This is a genomic window from Pseudomonas sp. S1_G07 (assembly GCF_054668565.1).
In genome coordinates this window covers 1,789,216-1,803,340 of sequence record NZ_CP162778.1, presented here as the reverse complement: position 1 = coordinate 1,803,340, position 14,125 = coordinate 1,789,216, and the positions used below count along the sequence as shown (strand labels likewise).

Here is a 14,125-nt window from a genome sequence, read left to right as displayed (position 1 = left end):
ACGACTCGAATTAATACTCATCCCAATCGTCGTACTGCTCATCAGACTCGGGCTGGCCATCCTCACGCGTCAGATCATCGGTTATGAATCTCACTCGACAAACCTTATGTCTCACCAGCGTGTCAGGAACGTATTCAATCGCAGGCGTTTGCGATGAGTTGGTGCTAAGCAAGTCATCTAGGTTCGCGAAAGCAGTTCTAGGCTTGAGTGAGGCCACCACGGCATGATTAAACAGAGTCAGATTTGTACCTTTTCGCACTTGAGCCGATTCGAACAGTACACCGTCGAGCGGCGGGTCGAATTGTGTCGCTAGGTACTCTGCCATGACTTGTGTTGCCAGGTATTCGTGTTCCTGGTTCGGAAGCACTGGAACGGTGATTTTTGCGTGGAGCGTTTTCAAGAAGATGCGCCTACCCATTTGCTCTTCATAGCTGGCGTCAAAAGCACTCAACGGCCTCGCTTCGTAGGCTTCATCCAAAGCAATGAAATCCAGGACGCGAACGGGTCTTGTGAGTTTGAATTCGCCGCTGACGACTCGTCCTCCTACTGGCGGGCGAAGCTCGGCAACACAGGTTTTTCGGTCAAAAGCGCCATAAAAAGCGGCCAATCCTTTAGGGTTCATTCGACCAGCCCCTGCGGCCTCCTTGGGTGGCGGGCCGAGTTCTGCAGCAGGGTTGCTAATGATCGAGTCGTATTCTGAAGCGGAGTCACAGCGTCTGGCACGGAAGATCTGATCGTTCGCAAGCTCTCTGACAACGGACATCGAGCCATCAGGGCTTTTGAAGGATGATAGTCCTCGAAACAGCCAGTCCAGAAAATCCTTGGCATGCTGGCTAAAAAATCGATTCCCATGTTTCATTTCGTTCTGAAAATTCAGCCATCGGGTTTCTGCTTCTCTTGGTCGAATCACTCTCCACTCATAGTTCTCATCATCGCTATATCTAGCCTCTCCGCCTTGCATGATGTCGTAATGGGAGCTTTCGTTGAGGTCGCAGAGGACACGCTCGACGACCGGGTCGTCCTCATCCAAACCAAGCAATTCTGCGACATGGAAGATAAGGGGATCGCCAGTCTGCTCTGTCTCAGAGCGTTTTCCATTGTCATCGTACTGATCGTATATCGCTCCAGGATGGCAATACTTCTGGAGGACATCGTCGACCATACTGACCAGATTCTCGAGTGGGATAGCCTTACGCTTTTTTAGGCAGAACGAGCACTCTGCAGCCACGCCGGTTCGCCTGATCAACCTTTTAAGATGGATTTCGTTCAAGCATTCGTGGCAGATCAGGTCTTCATCCATGTTTTACGCCTAGCAGAATTCAATTGGCGGCGATTCTAAGTCAACATGGACGCTCGGCCCGATGAAAAACTTGCTGCACGCCGAGTCGCAGCCTTCAGGTTGCCCCATTTGAGGCGATACCTGGCTTGGGATGTTTTAGCTGCTGGGTCTAGCTCAGCCAAGCTTCCCAGCGTTAATACTTTTAAATGGAGTTGATTTTCAGGTTATGACCGCACCACATGCCGCGACCTACCGACGTCCCGCAGACTGGAAGCAATTCGAGCGTCTGTCACTAGCAGTAATGAGCTGCGTCTTTAAAACCAGATTCGACCAATACGGTCGGGAAGGCCAACGGCAGCATGGCGTGGATCTGTATTGCCGCCTCAAAGATGGTTCTCTCATCGCCGTTCAGTGCAAGGGGCGAAATGAGAACCTCGGCAAAAATCTGACCCTCGCGCAGGTAAACCAAGCGGTTCTCGAGACAGAAGACTTCCCGTTCAAGATCGATCACTTCTTCATCCTTACCACCAGTCCGCATGACAAGCTTCTCACCAATCGAGCTTTAGAGCTTACGGAAGAGCGAGCTATCGCTGGAAAGGGAACAGTGGACGTATGGGGCTGGGGGGCGCTTGAAGCTGTAATTCAAGAGAACGCCTCGCTTCAGGAGTCATTTTATCCTGACTACAAACCTAAGATTTCTCTTCGTGGTTGGATCCTCAGGGTCGGGTTGGCGAGCTGCTTTGCCGTAGCTGCCCTCGTGGGGATCCATAAGTACCTGGCCTATCAAGCCGATACAGCACAGATGAATCAGGCGACAATTGAGGGCCTCGCTGAGTATATGGATCTGAATGATCGGTTGATTCAGATCTATGAGGGTTGCCTTGGAATGCTGGACAAAGAGACGTTTGCCTTCTCATATTCTTTTCAGCAGTTTTGCATCGTTCCAGTGGAAAGGACACTGAATGCAATGGAGCATCAGGTGCAGCACGCCAGTTTAAAGATTGATATTGCAGCGATTAACCAACTGGATGTGCTGCTCAACCTTCTACGAGAGGATTATCGACAAGGATTGATCGCCAATCAGATGACTGATTTTTTTGAACAGGGCATCAGGGATAGCCAGAAGGCACTATGCATTCCTAACAATTCTGATGCGTCTGCTGAACGCTTGAAGCGGCTGCGCAAGCCAGCTGACGATGCGATGAATCGGCAGTTGGAGTTCTACTTCATCCTCCGCGATTTTATCCTGCCTGGGCTTCAATCCATGCAGGCAAATGTGCTGGTCGCAGCTCGGCAAAGTAATCGCCGAGGCCTCTCAGAACAAATGCTAAGTGACGCGCATCAGTTAAGCGAGCTACTGAAGCAGCGCCACCAGTATCGAATGGAGGAGCCACAGCAGCCTTTCACTCTGTCTGCTGTGAAGCATTTGAGTTCCCGAGGGATAACGATATCAGGCGAGATGGACACCATGATTGAAGATGCCCGCTACGCCCACGTTTTGCTCAAGGGGATTCGAGCATCATTTCTTGGCAAGCACGAGGACGTGAGTGAGCTAATTGAATGCGGGGTGTATGTTAAGGATGCCGGAGTAAGGTTCCGGAAGGATGAAGAAGCCATTAAGGCCTCCGCCGTACCAAACGCCTGAGATGAGCAGTCAGACTCTTGCTTTACCGAGGCGTTGTCTCCGGGCGATTAGGTAGCGCAGGTGCACAGAGGTATGTCACATGACGCAACCACTCTTCGATTTCGACCTCAATCGCGTTTCTCGCCAGCACTACATAACTGGCAAAGCCGCAATCAATTTCCCCTGCCCAGGATGCAGCACTGGTGGGTGGCATTTCCTGTCTTATTTCGACCGAGATTCGGTCGTCGCCAAAGTGTCTCTTGCAGGGATTCACTACCCGGATACCGATGCGTTTTTTGGTGACACGGGCATCACTGATGTGACCGAGCAGCTCAAAGAGCGTGGCTGGCGCGTAGAGGACAAACGGCTCTTTATGGCTGATCACTACAGAGCTGCTGCAGACATGATCGTGAAATGGGCGTTGAGCGATTCAAGACACTGCAATGTAGAGATCGCGGAATGGTTCCCTTCCCCAGAGGCGAGAAGTCAGCTGCTTGGTGTACTGGATCGTGGGAAGCCCAAGCTTTCGGAACTGAACAGGCTGCAAAAAGTGGAAGCTTGGCTAAGCTCGCAATAGGTGATGACGTCAGGTTGGTCAGTAAGACAGCCGTTGTGATACGTGCCGAATGAGAGCAATGGATATGCGCAAGAAGTCTCAGTCATGGTTTGTCCCGCTCCTGATTCTATTCGCTGTCCTGTGGGCAATGGGGAAGAAAGACACACCTCCTGCCCCTGCGCAGCCCAGCACCTTGAGCGCGCCGAGTACGCTGCCGTCAACTTCTCCTGCCTCACCGTCAACACTGGCCCTTACCTCTGCAACTGAGCAGTTCGTGAGCGCTGACAACCTCAATGTTCGGAATCACCCAGGCGGAAAGGTTATCTCCAAACTGAAGCGCGGGGAAAAGGTTCAGGTTTTCGAGACGCAGAATGAATGGGCGCGCATCAGCATTGATGGTCAACCAGCGAAGTGGCTGTCGTCCAAAAGTCTGTGTAGTGGATCGGGCTGCTACGTCGTGTCGAAATCCATACCAGCGACTCAGCCTGCACAGCCTTCTCGCCAACATACTCCAGCTTACGGCTCCTCGTGCCCCTGTTCCTCTGGAACAGTTTGCATAGGGCCAAGAGGCGGTAGGTACTGCATTACCTCAGGCGGAAACAAGCGCTACGGCGTTTGAGCGATCATCTGATGACGTATCGCCGGGGGTTACAATTTCGCAGGCGCTTTGGAGACGTAAGAACCGATAGACGAGGCCGTCTAGTGACGATAGGTTTCGTTGAAGATAGCTGAGTATTGCCTATGAATCCGTGACCCGCCTTGCTTTACATTTCAGGTGGTTCACCCTCTTTTTTTACTTTTTCAGCTCAGGGCTCGACATGCATACCATACGGAAAGTGGTAATCCAGAACTTCAAAAAATTCAAATCGCTCACGCTCGATTTCGAGCCTGGGAAGAGTGTTCTGATTGGCAACAATGAGGCAGGGAAAAGCAGCATATTGCTCGCTCTAGACCTCGCGCTCGGCGGGAGTCGCAATCGCATTGAAGCTCTGGGTGCTGAAACCCTGCTCAACCAGGATTCGGTGACCACCTTCCTTTGGGGAGAAAAGCCTAGAGAAACTACCTGAGCTGATAGTCGACGTGTTCCTAGAGGAAGGTGACGAAGAAAGCCTGTATGGAACCAACAACGCCCACCAGCGCCAGACAGACGGTGTGCGCATGATCCTTGCGGTGATGGCCGAGTATGGCGAAGCGGTACAAGCCATTTTGGCTGATGATCAACCGAACTTCCCATTCGAATATTACGCGGTGCGGTTTGAAACGTTTGCCGGCAGGCCCTATGCAGCGTTCAACCGCCCCATCAAGCATATGATGCTAGACGGCTCACGTATTGATGGCGATCACGCATCTCGTGAATACACGCGAGCCGTGTACGCTTTCAACGCCCCCGTTGAAGACCGCTATAAACTTGAGAACCTCTACCGCCAAGGCAAGCATGCATTTACAGGACAACATCTTGCAGCGCTCAACGCTGACCTACCCGCGTATCAGTTTGACCTACGGAGTAGCGTCCGGTCGAACTTGGAAACTGACCTGATCATCACGGAAGACAATATTCCGCTTGAGAACCATGGGAAAGGACGGCAGTGCTTCATCAAGACCGAATTTGCACTGAGCAAGCACAAGCAAGGAGGCTTAGATGTAATGCTATTGGAGGAGCCTGAAAATCATCTCAGCCATTCCTCTATGAAAGCACTTGTCGCCAAGTTAGCGGAGAACGAAAGCACACAGCTTTTCATCGCAACCCACAGCAGCCATATTTGTTCAAGGCTTGATCTTCGCCATGCCCTTTTGATCGGCCCGAATGCAGCTGCCGGCTCACTTAAAGCCTTATCACCTGACACCGCAGAATTCTTCATGAAGGCGCCGGACAACAATGTCCTGGAGTTCGCGCTTTCCAAGAAGGTGATATTGGTTGAAGGTGATGCGGAATTCATCCTGGTGGAAGAGTTCTATAAGCAATGCACCAATGGGCGTCTGCCGCATGCCGATGACGTTCACATAATCTCTATTGGCGGCACCAGCTTCAAAAGGTACATGGAGCTCGCTAACCTGCTTGGAATTCGGGTCGCAGCCATAAGAGACAATGACAAGAATTATCAGAAAAACTGCATAGAAAACTACGTCGACTTCGCTTCGGACAATGCCAAAGTCTTTGCCGACAAAGACGATGATCGTTCAACCTTCGAAATAGGGTTGCACAACGACAACGTTGAAACCTGCAAGGCCGTCTTCGGCCCAGGACGAAAAACCCTTTCACCCTTGGAATACATGCTGGCAAACAAGGCAGAAGCCGCGTTTGAGCTACTCAAGGGAAAACCAGGTGAGCTCACCGTTCCTGCCTACATCGCGGAGGCAATCCAATGGATAAACGAGTGATGTTCGCTGTGGCAGGGTCAGGGAAGACCACCTTGCTAGTGAAGCGTCTGAGCCTAGAAAAGCGCGCACTGATAATCACCTACACAGAGAACAACTACCGTCACTTGCGCGATAGCATCATCAAACGGTTTGGCCATGTCCCAAAAAACATCAACCTGCTGAGCTATTTCACGTTCCTCTATAGCTTCTGCTATCGCCCTCTGCTGCAGGTACATCTGGAGACGCGAGGAATCAGCTTTCGAGCTCCGCACGCCCGTACGCTAAAGCTCAAGCGGGACAATATGGCGTATTACGCCACTACGAGCGGCAGCCTGTACCACAACCGCCTCGCAAAGCTCGTGGAGACCGCTGGTGCAATTCCTGACGTGATGGCGCGAATGGAGCGCTTTTACGATGAGTTTTATGTCGACGAAGTTCAAGATCTAGCAGGTCATGACTTCAACCTGCTAATGGCATTAGCAAAAGCCAAGCTTGCGATGCTGTTTGTAGGTGACTTCTACCAACATACTTTCGACACCAGTCGTGATGGAAACGTGAACAGTTCGTTACACGCTGACATTGGGAAATACGAAAAGCTTTTTCAAAAAGCGGGTGTGACCGTCGACAAAGAGACACTGAGTCGAAGCTGGAGGTGTGGCGTCACCGTATGTGATTTTATTCGTACACATCTGCAGATTGACATGCAGTCACAGCATGCATATGAAACCGAAATCATTCCTCTGGCGAATCAAGCGGATGCTGACGCCGTGCACGCGGACGCCAGCGTGGTGAAGCTGTTCTACCAGGAGCATTACAAATACGGATGTCTGTCCAACAACTGGGGCGCCAGTAAGGGGCTGGATCACTACATCGATGTGTGCGTTGTGCTGGGTACTACTCACTGGAAGATCTATCAGACGTCCTCGCTCGCCGCGCTCCCCCCACAGACAAAAAACAAGCTTTATGTTGCCTTCTCACGGACTCGCGGAAGGCTGTACCTAGCGCCCGAAAAACTTTTCAAACCATTTAAAACGGACTAGGTCGTAGCCATGGGTGGTGATGTCTGGCGTAAGACCTTGTCCAGAAAGTATGCTCAGTATGAAGGGGAACCGCTGGGCATGACACCTAGCGTGATCAGTCGAAAGACTGGCCCTGCTCCATCTCCCCAATCCAGCTGTATGTGCCGTTTAGCCAAACGAAGACGCTGTTGAGCACCTCGCGCAAGTGCCGGATGTTGATATGCGTAACGTCTGGGAGATGGTCTTTACCACTGTTGGTCGTCGCATACCGAAACGCCATCGAGTCTGGGTCGACGTTGTCCAACTGGTGAATGAACTCGTGAACAGCAGTAGCGTTGACGTCAGAGCGCTCTAGACCCAAGTCCTTGAGCAGATGACGCAACTCCGACCACAGAGGCATCAACGGATGCTTATCGTAGTTCTTGGGCTCTTTGCCTGTCAGAGCGCGAGCACTCTTTAGCATCAGCTTGAACTGCAGCTCCAAGGAGTGGCGGTACAGAAAAAGCAAAGGATAAATGCCACTATCCAATGGCACCAGCCGATTCGCCATCGCCTCCACAAGACCGTCGGCGGCATCTTTGTATGCAAAAGCATAGAGGTCGGCACGAAAGTGAGACCAGTTCAGCATCGCGTTGTACTGCCAATCCTCACCCTGGATAAACAGCTGCTGGCCGGAGAAGTCTGCCGGCCACTGGATGGCCTCAAGCTCCGGGTCGAGCATCGGTAGCGATTCCTCATCCATATCGTCTCCTCACGTTGGCCATTCCATGGTGTAGAACTTTACGAATCTGGGTGGACTACCGGCAACCAGTAAGTGGTTTTCTGGCTTGGGCTACTGTGCGAGAAAGCGTGATCTCAGGTTCAGATCACGGTGTCCTTTTTGCGGGATACTGACATCGAAAAATGGCTCTGATCTATGCTGGGCACGGTTTCGTGTGCCTAATTGAGCCTCAGACCTGAGCACGGTCAACCGCCAACGTACCACAGCCGGTTAACTGTGCTCTTAGGCAGTTCTAATTGCCGGCAAACCTCCGCTTGAGAAAGGCCTGCCGCCTTAAGATCGCGCACCGCTTTGAGTCTTTCTGCGGCAGCGATTCTCTGGGGTGTAGTGAGCTTTTGGGGTTCGCCAGGTAGCTGCTCATCAAGAACACCAAGCTGCATGAGTTCTTTCATTGTGTCGTTCAGAACTGAGCGCGCGGTCTTGCCTTCATCGGCTGCGGCCACCAGTGTGAGAAAGGAGAGTGGCATTAGGCCTAGCGCTTTAGCTAAATCGGCACTGAGATCGACGGTTGCCGATGTCATCGATGCTTCCAAGCGGCTTATGTGTGCTTGGTCAGTCTGATGCTGGAGATCTGCTTGCGACAACCCATGTCGAACCCTCAGCCACTGTAGCGTTGCCGCATACGCCTTCCGCAAAGACATCCAGCGCACCTCTCCCCAAAAGGAGACGGTATGCCCCGTTTGATGAGTCCCACACAAATGTATATAGTCATTGCGATGGAACAACAGACGCGCCACCTTTGCGATCTGTACGTGCGCAGAACCCTATTTTCTTTGTCGCCAAGAGGATCATCAATTTATGGCTAATTCTCCTGAGCACGAGCTGCTCCAGGATTGTAGGCAGTCCTCCGCTGGCACGTCTCTATCTCACACCGAGGTGGAGGCATTGGTAGCGCAGCGCTTCGGTCGCAAGCCTTTTTGCACTGTTGAGGATTGGCTCATCTTTCATGTCGACGAGCCCCCTGAGTCGCTCGCGAAAGTGCGAGCAACAGGCCTAGAGCCGATGTTCATGTATGCCCATTGCGTCATCCATGACGGTCATGGCCGGTTCCCGCCAGGGGGATGGGTACGCTCAACCCTGTGCAAATCGTTCGACGGTGTTTGCCTTTTCGAAACGCGAAACACGGTGTACGTGCTCATGGGAAAAGGGCGCGAGATGACTGCCTCGCTGAAGACAATATTTGGCTTATGTTAATCGCAGGTGCGCTTCGCGGGCCTGCTCTACACGAGATACACGATGTTCAGGATTAGCATGCAAGACCAGGCCGGCCCGGTGGGAATGTTCGGGGACGGTCTCGCTCATTTTCACGCGGTGTCGCGATCCCTGGTCACCCATTGGTATCACGTGAGCCTAAAGCGACGACACGAAGATCGCTTCGTAGCTTACGAAGAGATGTTGAGCGACGAGCCCCGTTTGGTTGAGCTGCTTGTCTCTCAGAACGAGAACGTGCTCGTGCAGGAAGTTCAAGTCGTCACTCCAGGGTGGATGAACAAGGGGTCTAGCTGGAGGATGGAGAAGCTGACCTCGCTCTCAATGGGATTCAATCAGGCTGAAGTGCCAATCTGCGTCTTGAAGGTCGAGAGTGGTGATGTGTACGTCAATACTCATCAGCGTGATTTGGATGTTGAGTCTCTGACGGGATTGAGGGAGCTATACCGGAGGACTGCTCCAGAGACCACCGTAACTCCTGGATCGAGAGGTTCGTAACCATGGAAGAGATCAACACGGTCGCAGTCGATTTGCACGTGAAACGCTACTCGGACTTTGACCTGCTTCGCCTCGCCAAGGCAGCGAGCCAAGATTACGACGGGCTGGTTACTGCGTTTCTGGTGGATGTTCACATTTATGCCTGCAGCGCCATTGGTGTCGTGTTCAGTCACATTTGCCCAGGGCCATATCAACGATTTGCGGATGGTCGTCTGATTCGGACATCGGACATTCAGTCTGTGACGAAGCAAGGCAGGTTTTGGGTAATCAACACGGTCAACTCGAAATACGTTGTTGCGACTTTCAGGCGGAACATCGGACGGCATAGCCTGCGTGAGTTCATACGTATTGCGGGTGATCGGTTTATCCCAACGCCGAGTCGGCTGCATTAAATCCTCTATCGTTGTTTAACGGTGCCCTTTGCGACGTTATGCTGTGGTGAAAGGTTTTAAGGCTATCAACTAGCAGACGGAACTATCTAAGAGTAGGTCTCGCCCGAAGTGCAGGGCCGAACCGCCTGGACAGATACCGCTTTGCGTACCCACTGATGAACGCATAGCCTTCTTCGATAGTCAGCGAGGCGGTCTTGATTTCCTTCGCCTGCTGCTTGAAGCCATGCCGTGACTCGAAACCACTGATCGAAAAATTGTTAGCAGTCAGCTCAAAGCTTTTCTGGATCTTCTTGTCTACAGGCACAGTCAAGCCGTACTTGGCCGTGTAGGACTCAATCGTTTCGAGAATCTTGTAGTAGGTAGTCCAACCACCCTTTTGTTCAAACAGCTTGACCAAGTGGTAAGCGTCTTGGTACTCGCAAGCAAGCGATACAAGGTGAAAAACCATTGCACTGTCTTCCCGATCACTGCCTCGCTTCGCTGAGGTTGGGAGAGCACCAAGAAGGCCATGCAGATTACGCTTTTCGACGTAGTTTACGCTCCGGCCTTCACGCAAAAGGCGCGCAATCAGGAAGGGGTGACGCTGCTTCCACAGCAAAGCCATAGCTCCGTTGAACAGTGAAAGAAGCTCGTGCGCTACCTGCCAGGCCCCATCAGGGTCATCTTCGGTATCGTCGAAATGCGAGGAGCTGAAGCTGAAGTGGTCATTTGTGCAGTCGAGGTAGTCGTCGACGCCTCCCCATACCCAAAAATGGCCGTTGTTATCGTTCTCGCGAGAAAGCTGATGCAAGTACATGGGGATGCCGCTGGTAAGTTCGACTTCCCATTGAATCGTGGAGCTCATTAGCGTCGTAACCTCAGAATCCGGGGCTTGCAGCCTGCCTGCCCAGCGTGAAGGACGGTGAATCTAAGGCAGGCAGCTGCAGGTCGGCAAGAGGGGGCCGCTCCCCGCGTGCAGGCCTAGGCTCAGAATGGCAGATCTTCCTCGCTGATTGGCTCAGGCTCCACCGGCGGCTTGGGCCTGAGGGCTTGGTGGATGCTTTCTAGTCGTACTTGGAGCTCATCAAAAGTCACCACCAATACATCCTTCAGGCCGCTTCGATACTGCTCGAAGGCACGCTGCTTAGCCAGATCCTTGGGAGTTCGGCCAATGATGACGATTGCCGCAATGGCGTGTGCGTGAACGCGCTCATCAAGCTCCTGGGACAGACCGAAGACCTCCCGTTGGAGCACGCTGCGTTGGCTAATGATCTGACCGACTGCACCGCTTAGCTCATAGGAAGGCACGAATGTCTGCCGGTATGACTGACCGAGCAGCTCAGTCTGAGGATGCTTGATCTCGATGACGGCAAGATTTCCGGTTGCTCTGGCGGCCATCAGGAAATCCGAGAACTGACCGCCCCGGCCACTGAAGCCTTTACCGCCGATGTATGGCCGGTCTGCAATCTTCTTCACCGGATACCCAAATGCCATGTCGAGCACGAATGGGTGTTCGCTTAAGAACCGCTGCCATCTAGGTTCGTTTGCTTTGTTGTCCATCATTTTTCGATAGATCTCAATGAGTTCTCCGAGTGTAACCAGCTCGATTTCTGCCTTGAGATTGAACAGTGAGTTGGGCGCAGATTTAGCAAGCGCAGGAACGTTTTGCTCCGTCAGCTTGGCTGCCTGTTGTTGATCTTTAGGCGAAAGCCGAGGCGACAGGGATCCTAGAGAAACCAAGTTAGCGAGAAGGTCAGGAGGCAGCTTCCTGGCGCGTGGAGGATAGAGCTCAGGCGCAGCTTCATGAAGCAGGCTTGTATAGCAGGCAAGCTTCTTGTCAGACGCTGTCTCCCGCTGGTGGCGCTGGGTTAACCGATCCAGGCTTTTCCGCAGCTGCTCTAGACGAGCAACGCCCAAGTAAAACTCGTTGCCTTTGAGTTTCGCATCGTTGTGACCAGTACCACCGTGTATCACGATGGTATCAACCCCCTTTAGGCTGCTCAGTGCCTGGACGATGCACCTGTATTCGTACTTGAAGCCAAGGCCGTAGCGCCAATCCGTATAAAGCCCTTCCGGAAGTCCATCGAGCAATTCATCTACTTCGTAAGGAGTGGCAGGATGGGAGTACGGTGTATAAACAGGTCTTGTAATGATGATCGACCTGATTCCGTGATATCGGGGCTGACCGTACTCGGGGTGTTCGGTTCTAGGGTTAATGGGATAAATGGTCAGGTAAGACGGTGCAACCTCCAGCAGAAGGTGCCAACCTGGCTCATTCTCTGCCAACGCGACGTCGCTGTAATAGACCCTAGAAATCCCATATATCTCGTCACCGATGGACTCGTACTCTTCATCTGATTCGATGGCCGAGAGTTCTTCCTCGCTCAAAGCCCCAGTGTCTTCGAGATCAAACCGAAGGAAAGGCCCTCCGTCGATGCGCTGCTGCATGGCGTACTGCGAGGGCCGCATAGAAGGCATAGTGCTGTCGTCCCTGATCAAGATAGTGATCGCCGAAGGCGTTATACCGAGTCTAACGAGCCGCTTGAGCTCCGGAAAGACGGGAACCAAAAGCTGATTCGCCGGCGGCATCAATGAGCGCCTGTGGCTCAAGGAGGAAGGTATGAGGCCCACTGACGCGATACGAGGAAAGGAAGGGGAGATTCGGCGCCTCATCGAGACCTATGGCTTCACTGAGCCAAAACTCTTCGGCTCTGTCGCTCGAGGCGATGATCACGAAGGAGTGACCTCGATCTGCTCGCCACCATCCCTCCAGCAATGGTCGGCAAGATTTCCCTGTTCGACATCGCCGGCCTCGAAGACGAGCTCCAGGCGTTGGTGGGTGTGTGGGTCGACTTCCACGTCCGCAACAACATGCCTGAACACCTTGGGCAATCTATCGAGCGTGAGATGGTTACGCTCTAGCTGTGAACATGCTAGCGATGATCCTGGCGTCCAGCAGGGCATGGTGAGGCAGTTCTTCCCCATCATTCGTCGCGGTCAGGGTCGTGGCATCAGTGGGAAAGTTTCTGACGTTCTTGGGCCATTTCCCATCGTGATAGGCGAGCTCGCAAAACAGCTCCCAGTCGTAGACAGGTGCGTCAGTGACAACCTCGAGCTCTTCGTCGTAGGTTGCCAAGAAACTTAGGAGCGCCGACCTGGCATCGGTCAGAGACATGGCGTACTCACCGCCCCAGAGCTGGGGCAGTACGATCTTCTTCACGAAGTCACTGCAGTCATCAACCTGCCACGTATCCTGCAATTCAACGTAGAATTCCCGGAAATCCTGGCCAACCAGAGCCAGGGAGATCAGCTTCGCCTGCGCGCTGAGCTGAGAGAATTCAGAATCTAGAAAGAGCCTCATGCTGTTGAAACTCCGTAATGACTAAGGCACGCCTGACTATGGCGCATGAGGGGCAATTATGGGAGATGGCCCTCGAGCATTTTGGCTCAGACGGACTGCTCCAGGTGGTTGTAGATATGTGGAGAGATGCTGCGCCTCCGCCGAGGCCTGTCGTTGAGCACCTGACAGGCGACAAGGTAGGCCTGGAAGTCCTGAATATACTGAAATTGCCCAAAAGCGAGTCGGAGCTTTTGTACCGGGCCGAAGTCCAGTTCCAGGTGTCGTGACGTTGTACGCTCTTCACGCCAGTGACCTCGCGGACGGGCTCATAACGCGGCTGCCGAAGGAGCTGCTTTCGCGAGCATGGAGAGGCTCATGTCTCGAGATCGACCTGGGCATTTGACTTCACCTATGCCCTAGACGGGCACTTGCGGAAGCCGTCCCGACAAACTTTTTAGCTTACTGCCCCCCCATTGAGATGTTTATGAGCGCTGATTTAACAGAGGAAGAAATGCGTCGTGCCCTTTTCGGTACGGGTCAGCCAGAACATCAGTTGCCCGCCGCTCCGGTACAGGAGCCAGTGCCAGTGCCAGATGTTGTGTTCACGAAGCCGGTAGTAGCTCCCGCAGCCAAGAAAAAAATGGCCAAAGCATTCACGCCGAGGCTCGGGGTCACTCTCCGGGTCGGGAACGAGTTTGAAGGGAAAATGTATGAGCTGATTCATGAGGCCGACACGCTGAGCTCGCTACTAGCAGAGCAAGAGGCTGTGAAGGCTGCTAGAAAGAAGTACAGGTATGTTGAGGTGGTCTCGGTCAAGTCGATGTAGACGCTCCCAGCAGTGTATGGGGCGGACTACGTAACCCGACCACTTGAGACTGCAAATTTAGAGCGAATCGATTGAGATCTAGCCACACGCCTAGCAAGGTTCGCTGAACATAGCGGCGATGTTCCTGCATCATTGTGGCCGTGAGAAAGTTTGCCGAAGGTACGAAGCTGCAGTAAGAAAAGTGAATTCATCATATTCTTCACCGAATATTAACCAAGCATGAAATGACTATAGATCAAAAGCCCTAGGGATAAATAAAGGTTT

Annotated in this window: 16 protein-coding genes; 10 read left to right on the top strand and 6 right to left on the bottom strand. The window is 52.8% G+C overall.

From position 1 onward, the window contains the following. Positions 1 to 10 precede the first annotated feature (10 nt). On the bottom strand, positions 11 to 1,300 hold the full coding sequence (locus AB4O05_RS08185; protein ID WP_460131713.1) for an RES family NAD+ phosphorylase: 1,290 nt from the start codon (positions 1,298 to 1,300) through the stop codon (positions 11 to 13). Between the two features lie 205 nt (positions 1,301 to 1,505). Here AB4O05_RS08185 and AB4O05_RS08180 point away from each other — a divergent pair, with 205 nt between their 5' ends. The 6 genes from AB4O05_RS08180 to AB4O05_RS08155 all read left to right on the top strand — a co-directional run bounded on the left by AB4O05_RS08180 (position 1,506) and on the right by AB4O05_RS08155 (position 6,857). Then, the gene (locus AB4O05_RS08180) at positions 1,506 to 2,924 is read left to right on the top strand and encodes a PDDEXK family nuclease (protein ID WP_323161541.1); all 1,419 of its coding nucleotides are present in this window, start codon (positions 1,506 to 1,508) and stop codon (positions 2,922 to 2,924) included. A gap of 79 nt (positions 2,925 to 3,003) precedes the next feature. Next, entirely contained in the window at positions 3,004 to 3,480 is a 477-nt protein-coding gene (locus AB4O05_RS08175; RefSeq protein ID WP_460131714.1) for a hypothetical protein, read from the top strand. Positions 3,481 to 3,529: 49 nt separating this feature from the next. Then, the gene (locus AB4O05_RS08170; protein ID WP_460164859.1) at positions 3,530 to 4,078 is read left to right on the top strand and encodes an SH3 domain-containing protein; all 549 of its coding nucleotides are present in this window, start codon (positions 3,530 to 3,532) and stop codon (positions 4,076 to 4,078) included. Positions 4,079 to 4,208: 130 nt separating this feature from the next. Further along, positions 4,209 to 4,526 (top strand): AAA family ATPase, encoded by a 318-nt coding sequence (locus tag AB4O05_RS08165; RefSeq protein WP_460131715.1) that lies wholly within the window; start codon positions 4,209 to 4,211, stop codon positions 4,524 to 4,526. A 13-nt stretch (positions 4,527 to 4,539) separates the two neighbouring features. Further along, a complete protein-coding gene (locus AB4O05_RS08160) occupies positions 4,540 to 5,838 on the top strand; it encodes an ATP-dependent nuclease (protein ID WP_460131717.1) in 1,299 nt (432 codons plus the stop codon). Further along, positions 5,823 to 6,857 (top strand): DEAD/DEAH box helicase family protein, encoded by a 1,035-nt coding sequence (locus AB4O05_RS08155; RefSeq protein WP_460131718.1) that lies wholly within the window; start codon positions 5,823 to 5,825, stop codon positions 6,855 to 6,857. Before AB4O05_RS08160 ends, AB4O05_RS08155 begins: the two co-directional genes overlap by 16 nt. Before the next feature lie 94 nt (positions 6,858 to 6,951). Here the strand turns inward: AB4O05_RS08155 and AB4O05_RS08150 are convergent, their stop codons facing one another. Both AB4O05_RS08150 and AB4O05_RS08145 read right to left on the bottom strand, forming a co-directional pair. Then, positions 6,952 to 7,578: a hypothetical protein gene (locus AB4O05_RS08150; RefSeq protein WP_460131719.1), complete on the bottom strand. Its 627-nt coding sequence runs from the start codon at positions 7,576 to 7,578 to the stop codon at positions 6,952 to 6,954. A gap of 224 nt (positions 7,579 to 7,802) precedes the next feature. Next, a complete protein-coding gene (locus AB4O05_RS08145; RefSeq protein WP_152092462.1) occupies positions 7,803 to 8,258 on the bottom strand; it encodes a helix-turn-helix domain-containing protein in 456 nt (151 codons plus the stop codon). Between the two features lie 157 nt (positions 8,259 to 8,415). On the opposite strand from AB4O05_RS08145, the gene AB4O05_RS08140 reads away from it, so the two are divergent. The 3 genes from AB4O05_RS08140 to AB4O05_RS08130 are packed head-to-tail and all read left to right on the top strand — an operon-like array spanning position 8,416 to position 9,716. Further along, positions 8,416 to 8,811, top strand: coding sequence for a DUF6957 family protein (locus AB4O05_RS08140; protein ID WP_152092373.1), 396 nt, complete (start codon positions 8,416 to 8,418; stop codon positions 8,809 to 8,811). 42 nt (positions 8,812 to 8,853) lie between these two features. Next, positions 8,854 to 9,324: a hypothetical protein gene (locus tag AB4O05_RS08135; RefSeq protein ID WP_152092372.1), complete on the top strand. Its 471-nt coding sequence runs from the start codon at positions 8,854 to 8,856 to the stop codon at positions 9,322 to 9,324. A gap of 2 nt (positions 9,325 to 9,326) precedes the next feature. Next, a complete protein-coding gene (locus tag AB4O05_RS08130; RefSeq protein ID WP_152092371.1) occupies positions 9,327 to 9,716 on the top strand; it encodes a hypothetical protein in 390 nt (129 codons plus the stop codon). 82 nt (positions 9,717 to 9,798) lie between these two features. Here the strand turns inward: AB4O05_RS08130 and AB4O05_RS08125 are convergent, their stop codons facing one another. The 3 genes from AB4O05_RS08125 to AB4O05_RS08115 all read right to left on the bottom strand — a co-directional run bounded on the left by AB4O05_RS08125 (position 9,799) and on the right by AB4O05_RS08115 (position 13,056). After that, positions 9,799 to 10,560, bottom strand: coding sequence for a hypothetical protein (locus AB4O05_RS08125; RefSeq protein WP_460131720.1), 762 nt, complete (start codon positions 10,558 to 10,560; stop codon positions 9,799 to 9,801). Between the two features lie 122 nt (positions 10,561 to 10,682). Then, complete coding sequence (locus AB4O05_RS08120; RefSeq protein WP_460131722.1) at positions 10,683 to 12,143, bottom strand: Shedu immune nuclease family protein; 1,461 nt, start codon at positions 12,141 to 12,143, stop codon at positions 10,683 to 10,685. 463 nt (positions 12,144 to 12,606) lie between these two features. Further along, positions 12,607 to 13,056 (bottom strand): hypothetical protein, encoded by a 450-nt coding sequence (locus AB4O05_RS08115; protein WP_460131724.1) that lies wholly within the window; start codon positions 13,054 to 13,056, stop codon positions 12,607 to 12,609. A gap of 463 nt (positions 13,057 to 13,519) precedes the next feature. On the opposite strand from AB4O05_RS08115, the gene AB4O05_RS08110 reads away from it, so the two are divergent. Beyond that, positions 13,520 to 13,861 carry a hypothetical protein gene (locus AB4O05_RS08110; protein WP_460131726.1) on the top strand — a complete coding sequence of 114 codons (342 nt, stop codon included), beginning with the start codon at positions 13,520 to 13,522 and terminating at the stop codon, positions 13,859 to 13,861. The last annotated feature ends 264 nt before the right edge of the window (positions 13,862 to 14,125 follow it).